Source organism: Chryseobacterium sp. KACC 21268, assembly GCA_028736075.1.
Lineage (GTDB): Bacteria > Bacteroidota > Bacteroidia > Flavobacteriales > Weeksellaceae > Epilithonimonas.
In genome coordinates, this window is the sequence record CP117875.1 from 3361916 (window position 1) to 3381639 (window position 19724).

The following is a 19724-nucleotide window of genomic DNA, read 5'->3' on the forward strand; positions in this document are numbered from 1 at the left end:
GCATAGAATAAATCTATGTTAACAGCCTTTCAGAATCAATCTTTATCTCTAAATTTATTGTCATCAAAAATCAAAACGTAATTAATCACAATTAACAAAACTATGAGTTCAGAAAATCCAAGCTTCAAAGACATATTCAAAAGCGAAAACGAAATCCCGGAAGAATACAAAGTGCCCGTCATCCACCAAAGAGAATATCTCCTAAACGGCGAACTGGTACAATGGAACGGCGACGTCACAGAAATCTATTCCCCAATCTGCATCCCGACAGAAAACGGACTGGAAAGAAAACTGTTGGGCAGCATCCCAAACATCAGTCCGGAAGACGCAATGGACGTTCTCGAAGCCTCTGTAAAAGCTTACGACAACGGACTCGGCGAATGGCCATCAATGTCCGTGGAAGGCAGAATCAAATGTATGCAGAAGTTTGTTTACTTAATGATCAAGGAACGCGACTTGGTTATCAAACTACTGATGTGGGAAATCGGAAAAACACTCCCAGATTCGACCAAGGAATTCGACAGAACTGTAGATTACATCAACCAAACCATTGACGCATTAAAGGATCTCGACAGAGAATCATCCAGATTCCAACAGGCAGAAGGCACCATCGCCCAAGTCAGAAGAGCGCCGCTTGGCGTAGTGTTGAGTATGGGACCATTCAATTACCCGTTGAATGAGATTTTCACAACATTGATTCCGGCTTTGATTATGGGAAATACAATTCTCTTCAAACTTCCCAAACACGGTGTTCTTGCTCATTATCCATTATTAAAAGCATTTCAGGAAGCATTTCCGGCAGGAACAGTCAATACACTTTACGGAAAAGGTGCAGAAATCATCACTCCTATTATGGAAAGCGGAAAAGTAAATGTTCTCGCCTTCATCGGATCCAGCAAAGTGGCAAATGGTTTGAAAAAACTCCATCCAAAAGTCAACAGACTGAGAGCAATTCTCAGTCTTGATGCAAAAAACGCCGCCATCGTTACCAAACACGCCAACCTCGATATTGCAGTCAGCGAAATTATTCTCGGCTCACTTTCCTTCAACGGTCAAAGATGTACAGCCTTGAAACTGATCTTCGTTCAGAAAGATGTTGCTGAGGAATTCACTAAGAAATTAACGGCTGCAGTTTCCGCTTTGAAGCCAGGTTTACCTTGGGAAAAAGATGTGAAAATCACACCACTTCCGGAAGTCAACAAACCGCCTTATCTTGAAGAATGCATTCAGGATGCGATATCGAAAGGTGCAAAAGTCCTAAACGAAAACGGCGGTTATAACGAAGCTTCTTTCGTTTTCCCTGCTGTAGTTTATCCTGTCAATGATCAGATGAAATTATACCACGAAGAGCAATTTGGCCCCGTGATTCCGGTGGTTCCTTTTGACAGTATTGATGAGCCAATCGACTATCAAGTGAACGCAGACCACGGAATGCAGGTAAGTATTTTCAGCGAAGATCCACAGGAAACATCTAATTTAATTGATGCGTTTGTAAATCTTGTAAGCCGCGTAAACATCAATTGTCAGGCGCAGAGAGGTCCGGACGTTTTCCCTTTCACAGGAAGAAAAGACAGCGCAGAAGGAACACTTTCTGTCTTTGATGCCTTGAGATCATTCTCCATCAGATCTTTGGTTGCTGCAAAAATCACAGACGCAAATAAGGAACTTTTGAATTCTATCGTTAGAGACCACGATTCTAACTTCTTGAGTACGGATTATATTTTTTAAGAAGACTCAAAGATGATAGACGAATAGATAATTGACTTCTATTATTATATTTAATCCGCAATGTTGAATTGCGGATTTTTGTTATCTGAACGTAGCTTTACATTATTTTTTCGTTATCTGACCGTAGCCGAAGATAAAATCCTCCAACCCATTTCAGTATTGCTTTTTTTGCAGTATTTTTGAAGTTTAAATTTCTGAATTGAAAAAATTAGATCAATATATAATCAAAACCTTTTTCGGACCGTTTCTTTTTATTTTCAGTGTGTTGTTTTTCATCTTCATTGTGAATATTATCTGGACACAAATGTCCCAGCTGACAGGAAAAGGACTGACTTATGGGGAAATCACAAAACTGCTTTTCTATCTTGGAATGAGCGTTGTGAGTATGGTTTTACCATTAACCATTCTCCTTTCATCGATTATGACTTTTGGAGATTTCGGGGAACGGTATGAGCTTGCGGCAATGAAAGCTGCGGGGATTTCGCTTCTTCGTGTGATGATGCCTTTGCTAATTACAGTTTCTTTTCTCGCCGGAATTCTCTTTTTATTTTCGAATAACATTATTCCGGATTTCCAGCGGAAAGCGAAAAATATGTTGTTTAACATCGTGTCTTCAAAGCCGGCACTTAACTTTACACCAGGCGTTTTCATCGATCAGATTTCCGGATATTCGGTAAAGTTTGATAAAATATATGGTGAAGGTGGCGAAAAACTGGAAGGCGTGTTCCTGCACAAGAATGCAAGTCCTTACGACAATCAGCAAACCATCATTGCCAAAAAAGGAAAATTTGCAAATGCTGAAGACAGAAACTACCTGAAACTAATTCTTTACGATGGATATGTTTACGAAGACAACATCTCTGGAAAACCTTACGAAGAAAGAAAAAAACAACCGAATCAATCGGTAAAATATGACAGCCTAGTCTATCACTTTGACATCAGTGAGTTAATTAACAACGCTATTGAAAAAGAAAAAATCACAGACGATTACCGCTTCCAGACTTATATGGAAGTGAATGAAACCCTAGAGAAAAACAGGAAGAATAATATTTCATCCGTGAGTTCTATGGCTTCTCCTGCACTATCGCAGACCAATAATTATGTTCAGTACATTGATAAGATAAAACCAAAGGATAAAACCATTATCAAAGAACAGTATAAAATTGACACTCTAAAAAAAGACAAAAAACTGGAAGTCCTTTGGGGTGCTTACAGTAAAATAGATGTTTTGAAAGCCAGCATAGAAGCAAATCAAGGTGGCATTGCAGACATTGTAAAAAATCATAATAAAATTGTAATGTATCAGCAAAGGATCGTCTCCTACTCTTTTACTTGTATTATTTTCTTTTTGATTGGTGCCAGTCTTGGATCCATCATCAGAAAAGGTGGAATGGGACTTCCTGTGATCATCGCAATCATCATTTTCATCATTTTCTATGTTCTCAATCTGACGGTAGAAAACATCTCCTGGAAAGGAAAACTGAATCCTTACCTCGCGGCTTGGATCCCAAATATGGTACTTTTCCCATTCAGTGTTTGGATTACATATAAGGCGCTGACAGATTCTCAGTTGTTTGACATTGAGAAATATAAAGTGATCTTCAAACCAATCATTGATAAGTTTTCCAAACCGAAAGAACATCAGCGATATCAATAAAATCAAAAGCCGAACGACTCCAAGTTCGGCTTTTTTATGATTTTGAGATAATAGATAAACCGCAGAACAAGCTCTCAAAGATCATTTATATATTTTGTCGTACCTTACTGATATTAATATTCGAAATCAATAATTAAAATAATCATATAAAATTGTAATTATGAAAATAGGATTAATAGGATTTGGGAAGGCCGGAAAAGCGGTTGCAAACGTTATCCTTCAGAATCACTATTTCACACTGGAATGGGTACTGAAGGATAATGACCAACTGAGCCAGCTCTCTGCCAAAGATATTCTTGGAGTCAATGCGGCAGATACCGCGACTATATTTTCTCAGCAGACTACCGATTTGGAAACCTTGTTTACAAATCGACCAGTAGATCTCATCATTGATTTTTCTACAGAGGCAAGCATTTATTATTACGGTAAAACGGCGGCTCAGAAAAAGATCAAAATCATCTCAGCCATTTCGCATTACGGAGAAAATGAAACCAAACTTCTGAGAGAGCTATCGGGAGAAACCGTGGTTTTCTGGTCACCAAACATCACATTGGGCGTCAATTACCTTTTGTTTGCAGCTTCATTATTAAAAAATATTGCGCCGAATGTGGACATTGAAGTGATTGAAGAACATTTCAAAGCTAAATCCGGTGTATCAGGAACAGCGATGAAAATTGCTGAGGTTCTCGATGTTGAAACAGAAAGTATCAACTCCGTGAGAGCAGGCGGAATCGTTGGAAAGCACGAAGTTATTTTTGGGTTTCCTTATCAAACGGTGAGGTTGGTGCACGAGTCTATCTCCAGGGAAGCTTTTGGGAGTGGCGCTTTATTCGTAGCAGAAAATCTGAAGGACAAACCCTCTGGACTTTATAATTTTGAAGATATCTTGAGGCCTTATTTTTTCAGTCAATCTCAAAACAGTTTATCATGATTGGACCATTATCAGTTGCTTAATGTTTGTGGTATTATAAAAGCCGGATTAGAAGTACGGTCTTTTTCATATTTTGATTTTATTAAAAATGCAATTAAAACCTTATATTCGTACCATAAAAGCTGATGTTATGAAAAAAATAATTGTTTCTGTCTGTGCATTGATTGTTCTTCAGTCCTGCATCATGACTACTGCTACAAAAGCAGTGACAGGTGTTGCGAAACTCGGTTACAAAGCCGTGAAAGGCACAGTCAAAGGTGTGAGTTGGGCGGTGAGTAAGGCTAATGGAAAAATCGATAAAGACAGGATCGACGGAACTTGGAAGATTGTCGGTGTTTATCACGGTTCTTTTGAGCAGTTCAGCCAGGATCAAAATCCGGAAAGCTCCTTCAACAGTGAGTGTGTAGATGGTTTTGATCAGATTGTTTTTAATTCCAAAAGATCCAAATACAAACCAGTCCATTGCAATACAGAAAAGGAAAGCTGGGAAAAATATGATTTCGAATTTGGAAAAAATCCGTTGACCAAAGAGAAAGAAAATTACCTGGAGTTCAATTCCAGCAACTATATTTCAATCATTGACATCAACAGTAAGACGATGGTTTTGGAAGGCAGCCTAATGCCCAAACAAGCCTTCACTGGTGGCAAGCTATACCTCTTAGAAAAAGTAAAATAAGCAAAATACTAGAGTTTACTTTAGTAGAAACAATAAATTAAAAAGTCAAAAAGAAATCTTTTTGACTTTTTTGTTTTTCTATTTTATCTTGTCATAAATCACTTTCGTGACTATCGCTCCAAACAAATAATAGCCTACTGTCATCAGCTTCTTCTGAGTAGTTTCCGCAACGGGCGAATCATCCAGTCCCATTTTTTTGGGAAGCATCACAGCGCCTACGCCTGCAGCCACACCAGAAACCAAATTAAAACCGCTCGTAGATGTTGTCGCATAGTATAAACCATTGCTGATCACATCCCCGGCAAGTGTCGCAGCGTACAATTGATTCTGATCTGTAATCTTTTGATCTACGGTTTCTAACGCTTTATTTAGAGCCTCCTCTCCTACTTTGTTCACTTCTGGAACATTATCAAAGTTATTTCTGATGATCTCGTGTAAAAGATTTAGGGCAATTGCGCCACCTAAACCTGCAAGTATTTTCTTGTACATATTGTATGAATTTTGGTAATAAACCTGGTTGCACAAATTGAGCCAATAAAAAGCAATCTCAAAAATGAAAATTAAACAGCAGTTACAAAGGCAAATATCCCAAAGAAAATCCCCGGTGAATTGGCTACCACGATTGGCCAGTCACTCTTAGGCTTTTTCAAAAAACCGTAGGCAACCCACAGACTGCAGTTGATGGCTGCGACTAATGGCTGGAGCCAGTCACCTTTATCACCGTTTAGATTGTGAGAGATTTGTGGAATGTAAGAAAAGTACATTGCCATTGCTGTAACTGTCGCGACCCAGCCTAAGATCTGCATAAATTTTCCTTCTTTCATATATTAATTTCAGTTGAGGTCAACATTTGAAATTATCATACCAAGTGGACATCTATGATAATCTGACATTAGTTTTTGCAAATATTAATGTTAGATGGCTTGGCGAGCTGGCAGATCTTGATGGATATTATTGTAAGTAATGTAAAGATCATAGAAGTAAATATCCTGATCCACATACTCATTCAGTACTTTTTTGTTCGTTTTAAGGTTAGCAGACAAATTATCCAGTGTATCATTTTGCGACTCCGCACAAGTACAATATTGATGATCATATTTGAGGTGTTCTTCAAAGTCCACAACCTTCACATCAGCTGACTGATGATCCACTGAGAGATCAAAGGTTTTTTTGTCCAAGGTGAACCAAGGTTCGCCGTGATAGAAGTAATGATCTATGATCTCTGGACTGCTGAGATCTTTGGTATTTAATACTGTTGAAGAATAGTATCCTTTGCAAATGTTGCAGTGTGCCAATTGTAATTCTAGTGCCATAGTTTGTAATTTGATATGGTCTTCTTATCAGAATTTGTGCCATTAAAAGGGAGTTTCGGAAGTAATCTGAAGATAAAAGTTGATTTTAGTTTTAGATAAATGATATCTGATTTCTATTTTTAATGCGTCATTTTACAACTTTATAAAACTCGTAAAGATTGATTTTGAGGATTTTCCAATCTAGATTTGAGCTAAATTTTATTACTAAATAGAATGAGCTTTATCTATTTTTAATTAATAAATGCGTCAAAAAATTATTTTGATCATTAATGAAAAAAACCTGCTCAACAGCAGGTTTTATATTTTAAATTTAAAGTTCTTGAATTACTTTTTTGTATGTGCAACTCTCCAAACAATACCGCTCACATCATCTGCAACCAGCAAAGATCCGTCAGTAATCTGAAGAACGCCAACAGGCCTTCCATACACATCACCTTTTGCTTCATCTGCTATGAATCCCGTTAGAAATGGCTGATACGGTCCTGAAGCTCTACCATTTTTACAAGGCACAAACGCCACTTGATAGCCTACAAGTGAAGAGCGATTCCACGAACCGTGCTGCCCTATGAAAGCGCCGTTTTTGTACTGTTCCGGAAACTGAGATCCAGTGTAGAATGTCAAACCGAGTGATGCTGTGTGACTTCCCAAAGGTACATCTGGCACAATAGTTTTGGCAACCAGATCTGGTTTCTCTCCTTTTCTTCTCGGATCTTCATTTTTTCCGAAATAGGCGTAGGGCCAGCCATAGAAGGCATCTCGTTTCACGCTGGTAAGGTAATCCGGAACGAGTTCATCACCCAGTTCATCTCTTTCATTCACAACAGTCCAGAGTTGTCCGGTAGTGGGATTCCAGCTCATCCCAACAGGATTCCGGAGTCCGGCTGCGAAAATCTTTTCGCCACTTCCGTCTGGATTGATTTCCAAAATGTTGGCTCTTCGGACTTCGTATTCCATCCCATTTTCACCGACATTGCTGCCTGATCCTACGGAAATGTAGATTTTAGACTGGTCTTTGTTGGCAATTAGATTTCTCGTCCAGTGGTTGTTGTACCCGCCTGCTGGGAGATTGACGATTTTTTTCCCAGGTTGTGTGATCTTGGTGTCGCCTGCTTTGTAGGGATAAACGTAGAGTCCGTCGGTATTGGCAACATAGAATTTGTCTTTGATGATCAGCATTCCGTAAGGCTGATTCAGATTGGCCAGAAATACGGAAGACGTTTCCGGAATGCCGTCTTTGTTGGCATCGCGGTAAAGAATGATTCTGTTGGCAGATTTGCCGCCCACCTCAGCATCACTTTTTCCGCTCAGGTCATTTTTGATCTTATCTGCAGTAGAACGTTCTGAATTGGAAAGTACAACGAAGATATCACCATTCTCTCCCTGAATCATATTTCTCGGACTTTTGATATTCTCTGCAAAACGCGTTACGGTAAAACCTTCTGGCGCGGTGGGAGCTTTATCCTTCGCCCATCCGATGACGTTGCTGAATTTATTTTTGGCACTTTTCTCATCCGGTGGCGGCAGTTTCAAAGTATCGGTTTGGGTCACAGCCTCTTCGCTTGGTCCCGAACCGTCGGTCTTTTTGGTTTCTTGACAACTGAAAAACAGCACGGCGACGGCTGGTAAAAGATAATTTTTCATAATATTTTGAGATTTGGTATTATAAGAATTCTAAAGGCTCAAAAATTACAAAAACCGTTCCCTAAAGGGAAAAGGACTGTTAAGAGTTGTTTAAGAAATAATAGAACCTCTTTTTTCACTTCAATCCTAAGTCTATTAAACCTATAGATTGTGCAAAATAAGACAATGATAATTGAGACGCGTTAGTTTATTTTTGAGATTATGGAAAACCGTAATTTAGTGTGATGAGTTGTATGTATATTTGATGAAGTTCTAAGCGAGTAGTGATATCTAGCAAAAAGCAAATAATTAATGAAAAGAAGTTATTATCAAAATACCATAAATAATTTTTTAAGAGAAGACTCAAATTCTATTTTTGGGCAACTAGCTCAAAATCATCAACACGATCTCGAAGAACTTCAGAAAAATGCTTGGTTAAAACAAATTCAAATTTTAAAATCTGGATTGACTGATCTTGAAGGAAAGATCTACTTTGAGTTTTCTATTCCACGAATGGGAAAGCGTGTAGATACAATTGTCATCATTGAAGACTTTATTTTTGTTATAGAATTCAAAGTTGGTGACTCACAGTACACTCAAGATGCACAAGATCAAACAATAGATTATTGTCTCGATTTAAAAAATTTTCACGCTGGTAGCCATAATAAAACTATTATTCCAATTTTAGTGGCCACCAGAGCCCACAAAATAGAAAACGATGTTCAAAACGCCATGGCATTGGAAAAATCGCTATTATGTAATTCTGAAAATTTTGTAAACATAATAAACGAAATTTTATCTACGCAAAAAGGAACCGAAGAGATTAATGTCACTGACTGGGAAAATAGCATATACAAACCTACTCCTACAATCATAGAAGCAGCTCAAGCTCTTTATAAAGGTCACAATGTTGAAGAAATTTCGCGTAATGATTCTGGTGCTATCAATCTTTCACGGACAGCAGCTACAATTAATAAAATAATTGAAACTACAAAAATCAAAAAAGAAAAATCTATTTGCTTCCTCACCGGTGTTCCCGGCGCAGGAAAAACACTCGCTGGTCTAAATATAGCAAATGAAAGATTAAAAAAAGATGAGTCCGAACATTCCGTATTTCTGTCGGGAAACGGACCATTAGTTGATGTTTTGAGAGAAGCATTAACCAGAGACTCTGTAGAGACAGCAAAAAACGTTGGAAAAAAAGTATCTCGTTCTACAGCTGAACGAGAAGCAAAAGCATTTATTCAGAATATTCATCATTTTCGTGATGACAACTTAGGAAGTAGCAAGCCACCAATAGAAAAAGTTGTAGTTTTTGATGAAGCCCAAAGAGCTTGGCAAAAAGAACAGGTTTCAAAATTCATGAAGACTAAAAAAGGTATTGAAAATTTTGAAATGTCTGAGCCAGAATATTTAATCAGTGTTATGGATCGACACCAAGATTGGTGTGCAATTGTTTGTTTAATAGGTGGCGGCCAAGAAATTAACACTGGTGAAGCAGGAGTTTCTGAATGGATAGAATCACTAAAGGAAAAATATCCCAATTGGAATGTTTACTTTTCTGATAAAATTCTAAGCGAAAAAACAACCTACTTAAATGATGAAGTCCTTTTGGATTGGCTGGAAACAAGCGGACAAAAAGAGACAGACTTACACCTAGCAGTTTCTCTACGCTCTTTTAGAAGTGAAAAGGTTGCTTTGCTAGTACAACATATTTTAGAAATTGAAAGTGAAAAAGCAAAATTGGTTTATGACTCAATCAAAGAAAATTATCCTGTTCGTTTAACAAGAGATTTGAAGAAAGCGAAAGGTTGGATCAAAGAAATGGCGAAAGGCACAGAAAGGATTGGGCTCGTTGCCAGTTCTGGAGGGCGGAGGTTACGGGCAGATGGGATTGATGTCAAAAATGAAATTAAGCCAGCAAACTGGTTTCTAAATGGTAAAGATGATGTACGTTCATCCTATTATCTAGAAGAAGTTGCTACCGAATTTGACATTCAGGGCTTAGAAATTGACTACACTTGTGTTGCTTGGGATATTAATTTATATTTTGAAGACGGATGGAAGCATCAAAATTTTAAAGGTTCTAAATGGCAAAAGATCAATCAACAATCCACTAAAAATTATCTACTAAACTCGTATCGTGTATTGCTAACACGAGCAAGACAAGGAATGATTATATATGTTCCAGATGTGGATGGTCAAGATCCAACGCGTTCTAAAAAACTATATGATGGCACTTTTAACTATTTAGCAAAATGTGGACTAGATGTAATTTAAAATGTTAAAACCTGCTCAACAGCAGGTTTTATATTTATATCAAAATTCATAATTTGAAATTACCATACTCAGGATAAAATGGACGAGATCCTGCTCTGCTTCTTTCCTATCGATCAGCTTCTTTTTGTATCGGTAGGATGAAAGTATCTTCTTTAGATTTTTATATTTTATAAAGTCATCGCCTCTGATGTAGGTATTTACGTTGCCATCCTTTTTTTTAAAAATCTGATCATCCAGTGTTCTCACTTTAAAAAGGACTTCACAAAGTTTTGGTTTTTCAGCATTACAGTCAGCATAGCGCTCAACAATATTAACTTTAAATGAGTTTAAAAGAATAGTAGTAAAGATCACATTGGATTCTCCTTCCCTCACATTAAGTTCAAGCGTGTATTTCATAGATTAGTTTTTACGAATTTAAAAAATAAGAAAAGGAATTTTTTATGACCCTAGTCATATTTTAAACATTTCTCATCTTCTGCATTTTAATCATTGCAGAAAAAAACCTGCTCAACAGCAGGTTTCATATTTTAAAATTTAAAGATTTTAATGTCCAGACTTAGCTTCAGAATCCTGTTTCACGTGCCCCAGATATTTGGTGCAATACGCTCCGAAGATCAGGATAAACAAGTAACAGAACACAGGGATCACAAAGGAATGCTGAACGCCAAACTGATCCGCCAAGTAACCTTGGAAAATGGGAACAATAGCACCTCCTAAGATGGCCATTACGACCAAAGAAGAACCTTGGCTGGTATATTTTCCTAAACCGGAAATTGCCAACGTGTAGATATTAGAGAACATGATCGAGTTGAAGATCCCAATTCCCAAAATGCTGTACATTGCCAGCTCGCCGTGGTTCAGCATCGCTGAGATCAATAGCAGAACGTTGATCCCTGCAAAGATAGAAAGGGTTCTTGCTGGAGCAGATTTTCCGATGAAGAACGCAACGAAATTTAAAGCAATAAATACCAGGAAGAAACTGATCTGTGCAAACGTCAGATTCACAATACTGAAAATCACTAAGAAAACAGCAATGGCTGCACCCAACATATAGATGGCTTTTTTGCCTTGGCTGATAGAATGATTCAGAGAAATCGCACCCAGAAAACGCCCGATCATCGCACCGCCCCAATACAGTGCTAAATAGTTTTTGCTCACAACCTCGGAAAGGTTCATCACTTGTGGTTGTTCCAGAAAGCTGATGATAAAACTTCCTACCGCTACTTCGCCACCTACATAGCAGAACATCGCGAAAACACCGAACTTCAGGTGGTTGTATTTCAAGGCACCATAACCTTTCACGATCTCTTCGCCTTTCACCTGAAAGTCGGGAAGCTTCACTCTAGAGATCAACAAAGCGACCAACAACAGGATCCCGGCAAAAATCAGATATGGAATTTTTGTTGCTGCTGCGGAGAAAGAACCATCAGGTGCGGAGAATAATTCGAAAATTAAATGTCCTCCCAAAACCGGTGCAATGGTTGTCCCGAAGGCGTTGAAAGCCTGCGTCATATTCAGTCGGCTGGACGCGGAATCTTCCGGACCCAACAGTGAAACGTAAGCATTGGCCGTAATCTGCAATACCGTAAAACCCAGGCCTAAGATAAACAAAGCGCCTAAGAACAACGGATACGAAGATAAACTCGCCGCCGGATAAAACAAAACGCAACCAAAAGCTGCAAGGAAAATCCCGAATAGAATTCCTTTCTTGTATCCTACTTTATCGATGGGGTCACCCTGCGTGGTTGAAATTAAAAAGTAAATTAATGAGCCTATAAAATAAGCACCAAAGAAACAGAACTGTACCAACATCGACTGGAAGAAGGTCAGATTGAAAAGCTGTTTCAGGTAAGGAATCAGGATGTCATTCATACACGTGATGAATCCCCACATAAAAAATAAAAGCGTAATGGTAATCAAAGGGATGGTATAGTTCCTCTTCGATTGTGCGTCATTCGTCATAATCATTCAGTTTAAAAATAAAGAGGCTAAAGATAGCCTCTTTTGTTGATAATTGCTTATTTTGAGACAATAATTTGTCATTAAAAATTGAACATTTGTTTTCAAAATTCCATTAAATTATTTTCCCCTTCCCTAAAGGGTGTAATTTTCAGGAGAATTTTACTCCCTTTAGGATTGGGGTAAAGAAAATTCTCCTGAAAATTTAAGGTCTTAAATCTTCAAACTTTGTATCTGCAGGGAAAACGTGCTGTACTTTTTCAACCACGAGTTCTTTTGGTAGCGAGAAATCTGCAGTTTGTTTAATGTCTAACGAAGACGCTCCCAAAGACACTTTATAATTTCCTGCTTCCGCAACCCAAGCGGATTTTGCGGTGATATAAGAAGCCAAATCTTTAGGATTCAAAGTCAAGGTGATGGTTTGAGATTCTCCGGGTTTCAAATCTTTTGTTTTGGCATAGGCTTTCAGCTCAGATTTTGGTTTGTCGATGGATTGGTTAGGTGCAGAAAGATATAATTCTACAACTTCTTTTCCGGCGACTTTTCCGGTATTTTTAACTTCAATTGTTACCTCTAAATTATTATTGAAAGTTTTAGAATTCAGTTTTAAATTACTATAAGCAAAATCTGTATAAGATTTACCGAAACCAAATTCATAAGATGGTCTCACATTGAAGGTATTGAAATAACGGTACCCGACATAAACACCTTCTTCATACGTCACCTCTTTAGGATTATCCGCAGGAATTCCCGGGAAATTCTTTGCTGATGCGTGGTCTGAATAATTGACGGGGAAAGTCATTGTCAGTTTTCCCGAAGGATTTACTTTTCCTGAAACGACGTCAGCTACGGAATGTCCGCCTTCCTGACCTGGTTGCCAAGCCAAAAGAATCGCATCGACTTTGTCTTTCCAGGACGCAGTTTCAATAACACCACCAATATTTAAAATTACCACCACTTTTTTTCCTTTAGCGTGGAACGCTTTGGAGATTTTGTCCAGCATTTCGATTTCTTCCGTTGCCAGATTGAAATCCTCGTTCACTACTCTATCGCCGCCTTCTCCTGAGTTTCTTCCTAAAGTTACAAAAGCGATTTCAGAAGTTTCTGCTTTTTTAGCCAGGAAAGCGTCGTCCATTTTCATTTCAGCCAGTCTTCCCGGAAGTGCTAAAATGCCTCTTGCTTTTCGGCTTTCTTTTTCGGCAGTTGCTTCTTTTTCAGCGAAAGGTTTGTACAAATCAACCAATTCTTTGTCCAGTTTGTAACCTGCAGAATTTAAACCTTCCAAAAGGGAAACCGTATGTTTGTTGTTCACACTTCCACTTCCTGTTCCGCCTGTAATCCAGGCATAAGAAGTTACTCCGAATAATGAAACTTCCTTCTGTTTATCGGTAAAAGGCAATGCATTTTTTTCATTTTTAAGCAAAACCATTCCTTCTGCTGCCGCGTTTCTCGTTACCTCTGCGTGTTCAACCAAGTTTGGTTTGTCGCTGTATTTGTACTGTGCGAAAGTTGGCGTTTTGAATATGTATTCCAAGATTCTTTTCGCATTCAAGTTTGCTACTTCCTGAGACAATTTACCGGTATTTAAAGCTTCCAACAATACTTTTTTCTGCGCTGGAATTCCCGGCATTAACAGGTCATTTCCTGCATTCATTTGTTTGACCACATCAGAAAGTCCGCCATCTTTAATCGATTCAAATCCCGGAAAACCTCCAAACCAGTCGGTCATTACGATTCCTTTGAAATCCCATTCATTTCTTAAAACCTGAGTCAGTAAATCTTTAGAATCTGAAGTGTAAACGCCGTTCAGTTTGTTGTAAGACGACATTACCGTCCAGGGCTGAGATTCTTTAACAGTAATTTCAAAATTTCTCAGATATAATTCTCTCATTGCTCTTTCGGAAACGTGAGCGTTGATTGTCAAACGGTTGGTTTCCTCATTGTTCGCAGCGAAATGTTTGATGGAAGTTCCGACACCCTGAGATTGAATTCCATTCACAATAGCAGCCGCAGTTTTACCGGAAATTAATGGGTCTTCGGAATAATATTCGAAATTTCTTCCGTTCAATGGATTTCTCTGAATGTTCAAAGCCGGAGCCAAAAGAACATCGACTCCATATTCCTTCACTTCATTTCCCATTGCTTTTCCAACTTTTTCCAGCAAATCTTTATTCCAGGTTGAAGCTAAAGCTGTTCCCACTGGAAATGCCGTTGCATAATACGTTTTTGAATCATTATCTCTCGTTGGCTGAATTCTCAAACCAGCAGGTCCATCCGCAACAATCGTCGCCGGAATTCCAAATCTGTCGAAAGAATCTGTTCCACCGGCAGCTCCGGGAACCAAACCTTGTTTTGAATCTCCGACAGGACCTGTCAGCACTTCGATTCCGGGCATTCCGGTTCCGATTAAGAGATTGACCTTTTCTTCGTTGGTCATTTGCCTGATAATGGCGTCGATTCTTTTGTCAACAGAAAGTCTTGTGTCTTCCCAAACATCTAATTTCCCGTTGTTGTTGGAATCTTTAAATGTTTTTCCGTCAACCGTTACCGTTGCATTTTTAGTCTGAGCCTTCGCAAACGACGATGCAGCCAATAAAGCCAGGAATAATCCTGAATATTTTGCTTTCTGAGAAAGTCCTATCAGCGTTGATATATTCTTCTGCATAATTCTATATTTTTTACTTTTTGTTATTGAATAATTTTAGTTTTGAGTAGAAATCTTCGAACATCAGTCGGGTATCGAGTTGGGTGTAGACTCTGATGTTTCTTCGTTTCGGATTGTCTTCGTAAAGTCCGCTGTCATTGATTTTAGGAGCATTTTTAATGACATAAGAACTTGATGACGGGTCGGCTTCAAATGATGATTGTAAAGCTGTCAGCAAAACCAACGGTGAATCTCCCATTATGTAAGTCTCCCCGATTTTCAGATTGAATTTTTGAACCATTTCCATTAAATCTTCAATCTTTTTGGTTAAATAAGCTCCAGTTTTTCCTTCAGGATTAACTTTCGTTAGGAGTTCTGCGTAAGACATCAAAGTTTGTCGATAGGCATTCCTCGGAATTTGCCAAATGTTTAAATTCGATTCGTTGAAAACAACCTGTGCTGCTTTGATATCGATTCCAAGATTGTATTCCAAAGGTGTGTAACCAGGAGGTGGCGTTGCCAAATCGGGATATTCCGGACCTCCAATCCAAACGACAACAATTTTGTCTGCGATTTTTGGTTCAATTAGGTAAGCACTTGCCACTTCCGTCAAACCTGCACCGCAAACTACGAACAAAGGGTTCTTTTCATCTGCTTTCATCGCTTCTGCAACGATGGCTTTTGCACCTTCGGAAATATTGGGTGTTTTCAAATCCGTCAATGGGGCATTGGAACCTTGCAGAACGTTGAATCTGTTTTTTAAATTCATTACTTCCAAAGTTTCGTTGATTTTCTTCACCGCATTTTCCGCGGTAATATTTGATTTATCAAACGGGTCGCCTGCTTTCAGATGAGAACCGATAATTCCTCTAATTTCTGTAGAAGGCGAAAGAATCTGATGAACGAGCTGAAATAAACCATCCGGGTCGCCACCAAAATCATTGTTGACGATGACGCGATAGCGAGGTTTTACGTATTTGTCCATTTCTGAAATCACGGGAGGCGACTGTGCGGACACAGCCACTGCCGCGAAAAAAGAAGCAATATTAAAAAATGATTTCATTATTTTATTTTTAACCACAAAAGTTTTTAACACATTAGTCACATTAGATTTAAGTTTTAAAACTTTGAAAATAAAAGAACACATTAGTCGAAAATCAAAGATTTTCAAAAGGTTTTATGCTCTTTAAAAAGTTTAGTGTTCAAACTTTACAATCAAAAAAGCTTTTGTGACTTTTGACTTCGTCGAATCTTCGATTTGTGGTTTATATTTTGAGTTTAAATATTTTATAAAAACTTGTGGAATTTCAGCCAGTCTAAATACACATCAGACCATTTGTCAACAGGAAGATTCTGTTTTCCCATTCCGAAGCCGTGACCGCCTTTTTCGTAGATGTGAAGTTCGGTGGGTTGTCCTGCTTCGAGCCATTTACTGTACAGCAAAACTGATTTTGGAGCCAGTTTCAACTGGTCATCACTTGCAGCACAAATGAACATTGGAAGAGATGCTTTTGGAATTTCAGTATCTAAAATCTCCTGACTTGGTCCGCCGTAAATAGAAGCTGCGAAGTTGGGTAACGTTGAAGCATCTTTGCTGTGAAGAACGCTTTCCAAAATGACACTTGCACCTGCAGAAAATCCGATAACGCCCAATTTATAAGGATTGATGTTCAGTTCTTTTGCGTGGGTTCTGATGTAGGAAATTGCAGTTTTGATGTCCTCGCCTGCCATTACCTTGATAGGAGCTGTATTTGCATCAAAAGCTTTTCGGTCTTTGATGTTTTCCATCATTTCTTTGGCCGGGTCGTTGGATTTTGTTTCCAATAATCTGTATTTTAAAACGACTGCTGTGATTCCGTTTTCTGCTAATTTTTTGGCGACATCAATTCCTTCCCGGTTGATGGATAAACTTTGGAAGCCTCCACCCGGAGCAATGACAATTACTGTTCCGTTGGCTTTTGATTTATCGGCTTCGAACAATAACATTGAAGGTTGTGCGACGTTGAAAACGACTTCGGTTTTGAACAATTCATTGAATTGCTGTGCTTCTTTCTGCGTCCAGTTTTCTGTTCCCGGCGCTTTTCCTTTGTATAATGGAATTGATTTTTGAGCGTTGATGGTGCTTAATCCTAAAAGGAATGCACTTGCTATGATTAATTTTTTCATTTTGATTTGATATTATTTTTTAATCCCGAAGTTTCGGGACTAAGGTTTTTTTGATTATTAAACTGTTTTTAAGTTCGCAAAGGCGTTCTACTCAGCTAAGACAAACAATTAGATAACAGTTAGTTTGTCATTCCGTAGGAATCTAAGCTCAGTATTTCAAATATCATTGTTGAGATTCCTACGGAATGACAAAAATGCCGTTGACTTATCTCAATAATTTTAGCAGCGAATCACACGCAGCCCGACTTGAGTGGAGCTCTTTTTGTGATTGCGATTGCTGAAAAGTTCAACTTGTTGACTCAGTTTCTTCGTAATGACAAAAAAGCGAGAATCCTTCGACAAGCTCAGGATAAACTACAGGCGGAAAAGCTGCCCAAAATATTCTAATAAAGAAATGAGACCGAACACAATGCCCGGTCTCAAGACATCAATTAACCTATTTATGATGAACTATTGCTTATGATATTTTAGAGTTCTGGCATCTTTAATCACACCAGACCAGTTCATTCCGTACCCGAAATCGTAGTGGTGACCTTCGGAATCTTTGTGCGTTTCCATATCGTAAGGCACGTCTTCTTTCTGCTTTTCAACCGTCGCCATATTCGCAGGCATCTGAAGCGGGAGCAATCCTGAAGGTTCGTATTTTCCGGTCACAATATCCACAACTGCCTGATTTGACACGTTGAAATTCATCAGAATTGCGTCTGCGTGTTTTTCGAATTCATTAAAAATCATCGGCTTGGAAGCTGTGATAGAAACGATAACCGGTTTTCCGTTCATTGCTTTGTACGCATTTTCAATGGCTAACAAATCCGTGAAGTTGGTCGCTGTAGATGTTTTGTTTTTGAAGGTTCTGTCGTGTACAGTCGGTGCAACAACAGGGTCTCCTGCTGCGATACTTTTTTCACGGGCTTCGGTTGCTGTGTACGTTTGGTACTGAAGAGAAATCGGGACATAACCGTTTCCGCCCTCTTTGGCATCAACATCGCTGTAACCGCCTTCTTCACTGTGCGGACTTTTCACAAAAACCAAGGCAAAATCAGCTTTCGCAGGGTCATCGGTCACATTAAAATGCTGCTTCACTTTTTCGATATCGATAGGATATTCCAAAGATGGTCCGGTGTAAATCCCCCACCAGTTGAACGTTGCCGGAGAATATCGCTTCGGAATGTAAGCCGTTTTTCTTTCTTTGATGGGAAGAATACTGGCTTTGTTTTTCAGCATCACGATTGATTTTACCTGAGCTTCGTAACCTGCTTTCATAAATTCAGGATTACCAACGATTTTCTTGGTTTCTTCCGTGTTTACATAAGGGTTTTCAAACAATCCGGTTCTGAAGAAATTCCTCAGCAAACGAACCGCAGACTGCTCAAATTTTGCACGATACGCTTTTTCGCCGTGTTCTTTCACGCCCATTTGATAGGCTTCTAAAACAGGAGCTTTGTCGTTGTTTCCTCCAAATTGGTCAACGCCCGCTTCCAAGACTTTGTAATGACGTTCTGCGATGGACAATTTTTCTGCGCCCCAAGGTTTTCCGGCAAATCCTCCCGGAGATTTTGGTTCGTCTGCGGTGATGAGCCAATCGGTGCAGACTACGCCGTCGTATTTATATTTTCCACGCAGTAAATCGGTGATTAAGTACTTGCTGTAACCGTTTCCAACGTTTTCTCCGTTTTTCGTATCCTGATTGAAACTAATCGTGTAATAAGGCATTACCGCAGAAGCTTCTTTGGTTCCGCCATTCAGTTTAAAAGCACCTTCAGTAAAAGGTTTTACGTGATTCTGGAAATTATTTCCCGGATAAACTGCGTATTTTCCCATTGCCCAGTGACCGTCGCGACCGCCTTCCTCAGGTCCGCCGCCCGGCCAATGTTTGACCATTGCATTCACACTTTTGTTCCCCCAACCGTTTTTACTACCGATAGTTGTCTGGAAACCGTCGATGTAACCTCTTCCCAAATCTGCGGTCAACTCTGGACTTTCGCTGAAAACGTAAGCTATTCTGTACCAGCGAGGTTCTGTTCCCAAATCGATTTGAGGAGATAAAGCGGTTGAAATTCCCAAGGCTCTGTATTCCTGAGCAGCGATATTTCCGAATTTCTTCACCAATTCCGGGTCGAATGTTGCGCCCATTGCCAAACCATCTGGCCAAAGAGAGATTTGTCCTCCAGCTCCTTCATTGAATTCTGCCGTTACCGTTGCCGAATGTCTCGGGTCTGTACTGTTGTTGGCAGGAATTCCCAATCCTAAACCTTCGATGTATGCCTGAATATTATTGCTCCATTTTGCTGCGATTTCCGGAGATTCTACTGTCGTTACCAAGACGTGACGAAGATTATCGTCTTTTAAAAATTTCTTCTGCTGGTCAGTTAAGTCAAAAGCTTTGGCGCCACTTTCTTTGTAGAACATTCCGTTGTATTTTCCTGCTCTGAAGCCTTCTGCAGGAGCCGGAACAGATTGGTGACCGCTGTATAGCATCAATCCTGCAATCTGTTCAACCGACATTTTTGAAGCTAAATCTTTGGCTCTTTCGTCCACCGGAAGTCTCCAGTCTTCATATTTGTCAAGCTTTCCGTTTTTGTTTAAATCTTTAAATTTATTTCCTGCAACCGTCAGGATTTTCACGCCTGAATCTGCAGAATATCCCAAAACCGGACCTTTGGAGTTGGTAACGGTCTGAATGTTTTGTGCAAACGCTGTTATTCCTAAAAATAATGCGGCAACATTTAAAACTGTTCTTTTCATTATTA

The 19724-nt window shown here is 39.1% G+C and carries 15 protein-coding genes; 5 read left to right on the forward strand and 10 right to left on the reverse strand.

Features of this window, described 5'->3' with window-relative positions:
• Positions 1 to 102: 102 nt before the first annotated feature.
• From PQ459_15350 to PQ459_15365, 4 genes are all read left to right on the forward strand, one after another.
• Positions 103 to 1728: an NADP-dependent glyceraldehyde-3-phosphate dehydrogenase gene (locus tag PQ459_15350; GenBank protein ID WDF46274.1), complete on the forward strand. Its 1626-nt coding sequence runs from the start codon at positions 103 to 105 to the stop codon at positions 1726 to 1728.
• Between the two features lie 199 nt (positions 1729 to 1927).
• A complete protein-coding gene (locus tag PQ459_15355; GenBank protein WDF46275.1) occupies positions 1928 to 3385 on the forward strand; it encodes an LptF/LptG family permease in 1458 nt (485 codons plus the stop codon).
• Positions 3386 to 3545: 160 nt separating this feature from the next.
• Positions 3546 to 4316: a dihydrodipicolinate reductase C-terminal domain-containing protein gene (locus PQ459_15360; GenBank protein WDF46276.1), complete on the forward strand. Its 771-nt coding sequence runs from the start codon at positions 3546 to 3548 to the stop codon at positions 4314 to 4316.
• A 130-nt stretch (positions 4317 to 4446) separates the two neighbouring features.
• A complete protein-coding gene (locus PQ459_15365) occupies positions 4447 to 4992 on the forward strand; it encodes a hypothetical protein (GenBank protein ID WDF46277.1) in 546 nt (181 codons plus the stop codon).
• A gap of 78 nt (positions 4993 to 5070) precedes the next feature.
• Here the strand turns inward: PQ459_15365 and PQ459_15370 are convergent, their stop codons facing one another.
• From PQ459_15370 to PQ459_15385, 4 genes are all read right to left on the reverse strand, one after another.
• Complete coding sequence (locus tag PQ459_15370; GenBank protein ID WDF46278.1) at positions 5071 to 5481, reverse strand: hypothetical protein; 411 nt, start codon at positions 5479 to 5481, stop codon at positions 5071 to 5073.
• A gap of 71 nt (positions 5482 to 5552) precedes the next feature.
• Positions 5553 to 5816: a SemiSWEET family transporter gene (locus PQ459_15375; GenBank protein ID WDF46279.1), complete on the reverse strand. Its 264-nt coding sequence runs from the start codon at positions 5814 to 5816 to the stop codon at positions 5553 to 5555.
• A 90-nt stretch (positions 5817 to 5906) separates the two neighbouring features.
• Complete coding sequence (locus tag PQ459_15380; protein ID WDF46280.1) at positions 5907 to 6305, reverse strand: hypothetical protein; 399 nt, start codon at positions 6303 to 6305, stop codon at positions 5907 to 5909.
• Between the two features lie 324 nt (positions 6306 to 6629).
• Positions 6630 to 7946 carry a sorbosone dehydrogenase family protein gene (locus tag PQ459_15385; protein WDF46281.1) on the reverse strand — a complete coding sequence of 439 codons (1317 nt, stop codon included), beginning with the start codon at positions 7944 to 7946 and terminating at the stop codon, positions 6630 to 6632.
• 291 nt (positions 7947 to 8237) lie between these two features.
• Between PQ459_15385 and PQ459_15390 the strand changes: the two genes are divergently transcribed.
• On the forward strand, positions 8238 to 10205 hold the full coding sequence (locus PQ459_15390; GenBank protein ID WDF46282.1) for a DUF2075 domain-containing protein: 1968 nt from the start codon (positions 8238 to 8240) through the stop codon (positions 10203 to 10205).
• Positions 10206 to 10244: 39 nt separating this feature from the next.
• Here PQ459_15390 and PQ459_15395 read toward each other — a convergent pair whose 3' ends face one another.
• The 6 genes from PQ459_15395 to PQ459_15420 form a co-directional block, all read right to left on the reverse strand.
• Positions 10245 to 10601, reverse strand: a complete 357-nt coding sequence (locus PQ459_15395; protein ID WDF46283.1) for a prevent-host-death protein — start codon at positions 10599 to 10601, stop codon at positions 10245 to 10247.
• A gap of 147 nt (positions 10602 to 10748) precedes the next feature.
• Positions 10749 to 12167 (reverse strand): sugar MFS transporter, encoded by a 1419-nt coding sequence (locus tag PQ459_15400; protein ID WDF46284.1) that lies wholly within the window; start codon positions 12165 to 12167, stop codon positions 10749 to 10751.
• 202 nt (positions 12168 to 12369) lie between these two features.
• Positions 12370 to 14829 (reverse strand): glycoside hydrolase family 3 C-terminal domain-containing protein, encoded by a 2460-nt coding sequence (locus tag PQ459_15405; GenBank protein ID WDF46285.1) that lies wholly within the window; start codon positions 14827 to 14829, stop codon positions 12370 to 12372.
• Positions 14830 to 14842: 13 nt separating this feature from the next.
• Positions 14843 to 15871 carry a nucleoside hydrolase gene (locus PQ459_15410; protein ID WDF46286.1) on the reverse strand — a complete coding sequence of 343 codons (1029 nt, stop codon included), beginning with the start codon at positions 15869 to 15871 and terminating at the stop codon, positions 14843 to 14845.
• 224 nt (positions 15872 to 16095) lie between these two features.
• On the reverse strand, positions 16096 to 16974 hold the full coding sequence (locus PQ459_15415) for an alpha/beta hydrolase (protein ID WDF46287.1): 879 nt from the start codon (positions 16972 to 16974) through the stop codon (positions 16096 to 16098).
• A gap of 450 nt (positions 16975 to 17424) precedes the next feature.
• Positions 17425 to 19719, reverse strand: coding sequence for a glycoside hydrolase family 3 N-terminal domain-containing protein (locus tag PQ459_15420; protein ID WDF46288.1), 2295 nt, complete (start codon positions 19717 to 19719; stop codon positions 17425 to 17427).
• Positions 19720 to 19724 lie beyond the last annotated feature (5 nt).

Coding starts and splice junctions, on each gene's coding strand:
- PQ459_15350 (WDF46274.1), top strand. CDS start 103: ATGAGTTCAGAAAATCCAAGCTTCAAAGACATATTCAAAAGCGAAAAC.
- PQ459_15390 (WDF46282.1), top strand. CDS start 8,238: ATGAAAAGAAGTTATTATCAAAATACCATAAATAATTTTTTAAGAGAA.
- PQ459_15410 (WDF46286.1), bottom strand. CDS start 15,871: ATGAAATCATTTTTTAATATTGCTTCTTTTTTCGCGGCAGTGGCTGTG.
- PQ459_15405 (WDF46285.1), bottom strand. CDS start 14,829: ATGCAGAAGAATATATCAACGCTGATAGGACTTTCTCAGAAAGCAAAA.
- PQ459_15415 (WDF46287.1), bottom strand. CDS start 16,974: ATGAAAAAATTAATCATAGCAAGTGCATTCCTTTTAGGATTAAGCACC.
- PQ459_15395 (WDF46283.1), bottom strand. CDS start 10,601: ATGAAATACACGCTTGAACTTAATGTGAGGGAAGGAGAATCCAATGTG.
- PQ459_15360 (WDF46276.1), top strand. CDS start 3,546: ATGAAAATAGGATTAATAGGATTTGGGAAGGCCGGAAAAGCGGTTGCA.
- PQ459_15370 (WDF46278.1), bottom strand. CDS start 5,481: ATGTACAAGAAAATACTTGCAGGTTTAGGTGGCGCAATTGCCCTAAAT.
- PQ459_15385 (WDF46281.1), bottom strand. CDS start 7,946: ATGAAAAATTATCTTTTACCAGCCGTCGCCGTGCTGTTTTTCAGTTGT.
- PQ459_15365 (WDF46277.1), top strand. CDS start 4,447: ATGAAAAAAATAATTGTTTCTGTCTGTGCATTGATTGTTCTTCAGTCC.
- PQ459_15380 (WDF46280.1), bottom strand. CDS start 6,305: ATGGCACTAGAATTACAATTGGCACACTGCAACATTTGCAAAGGATAC.
- PQ459_15400 (WDF46284.1), bottom strand. CDS start 12,167: ATGACGAATGACGCACAATCGAAGAGGAACTATACCATCCCTTTGATT.
- PQ459_15375 (WDF46279.1), bottom strand. CDS start 5,816: ATGAAAGAAGGAAAATTTATGCAGATCTTAGGCTGGGTCGCGACAGTT.
- PQ459_15420 (WDF46288.1), bottom strand. CDS start 19,719: ATGAAAAGAACAGTTTTAAATGTTGCCGCATTATTTTTAGGAATAACA.